Origin of the sequence: Mesorhizobium sp. M0626 (assembly GCF_040320665.1) — a bacterium.
Taxonomy (GTDB): domain Bacteria; phylum Pseudomonadota; class Alphaproteobacteria; order Rhizobiales; family Rhizobiaceae; genus Mesorhizobium.
In genome coordinates this window covers 1-1,060 of sequence record NZ_JAMYQD010000057.1, presented here as the reverse complement: position 1 = coordinate 1,060, position 1,060 = coordinate 1, and the positions used below count along the sequence as shown (strand labels likewise).

The 1,060-nt window shown below is 64.2% G+C and carries 1 protein-coding gene; it reads right to left on the bottom strand.

The window, feature by feature from the left end; genetic code table 11:
- Positions 1-58: 58 nt before the first annotated feature.
- Positions 59-1,060: transposase (locus NKI37_RS31845; protein ID WP_502896419.1), on the bottom strand; the 1,002-nt coding region annotated here is incomplete at its 5' end.

The following is a 1,060-nucleotide window of genomic DNA, read 5'->3' as shown; positions in this document are numbered from 1 at the left end:
GCGATCAGAGAGGCGACGATCTGGCGGGTGGCGCGCCACAGCAGCGGGCGCCCGTCGCTCAAGGGGGAGAGACACCCAACTCCTGCGAGAGGGGTTCGGTCACAAGCGCGATGAGGAAGTGTGCAAGGATCCAAGGCCTTGCGATCCTTGGGTCTTTGGCGGGAGGAGAGCGCAGCCCGATCAGGCTCTTCAGGCGCTTGAAGGCGAGCTCGATGCGCCAGCGCATGCGGTAGAGCTTGAGGACCGTATCGGCGGGAAACTCCTCCCGGTCAAGCGAGGTCACAAGCAGGACGAAGCCGGCCGCAATCAGCGTCTGCGGTTGAACCTTGTTGCCCTTGGCCCTGGCTTCCTTGTTGATTTTGCGCCGCGCTTCTTGTGCCGCGGCCTCGGATTTGCGCAAGGCGATCAGGCGCATCTTCACAGGCTCGCCCTTCTTGAGTGCCAGCCGGGCAGGCGTTTCGCAGACTTCCTCCCGGCAGTTCTCCAGGAAGCCGATGAGATCGAACGCCCTGCCGTTGGCGTCGAGCCATCGCGCGTTTTTCCACGACGCGCGCACAACAACATCACCGCCTTGCGCCATCACCTTGGCGATCCGCTCGGCCTGCAGATAGGCGCGGTCACCGATGCGGATCTCGCCCGGCACCACCGGCACGCGGTCGATCAGCTCGGCCTCGCTCTGATCGGTGATCTCGATGAAGTCGAACTGCTCGCGCTCAAGCTCGAAGGCGCAGTGCATGCGCCAAAGACCATTGTTCTTCTTCTCATACGCACCGGCCTTGGCAACCGCTGTCGCATCGAGGATGCGGATCAGCCGGCCTTTGGCCAAACCTGCATCCTCGCGCTTCAAAAGGTGCCCAATCAACTGCTGCAGCCATGGTCCTGCATTGCGCAGCCGGCCAAGCAACGCCACGTCCGAAATGTCGGCAATCCCGCTCGCCGCCGCCCAGGCCACGACGCCCCGCATGCCAACCTTGCCAAGGCAGTAAGCCAGTGTCAGGCGCAACAGGTCGCTCGCCGACCTGACGCCGCGCGGGCGCAGGAACGCCTTCGTCTCGCGGGC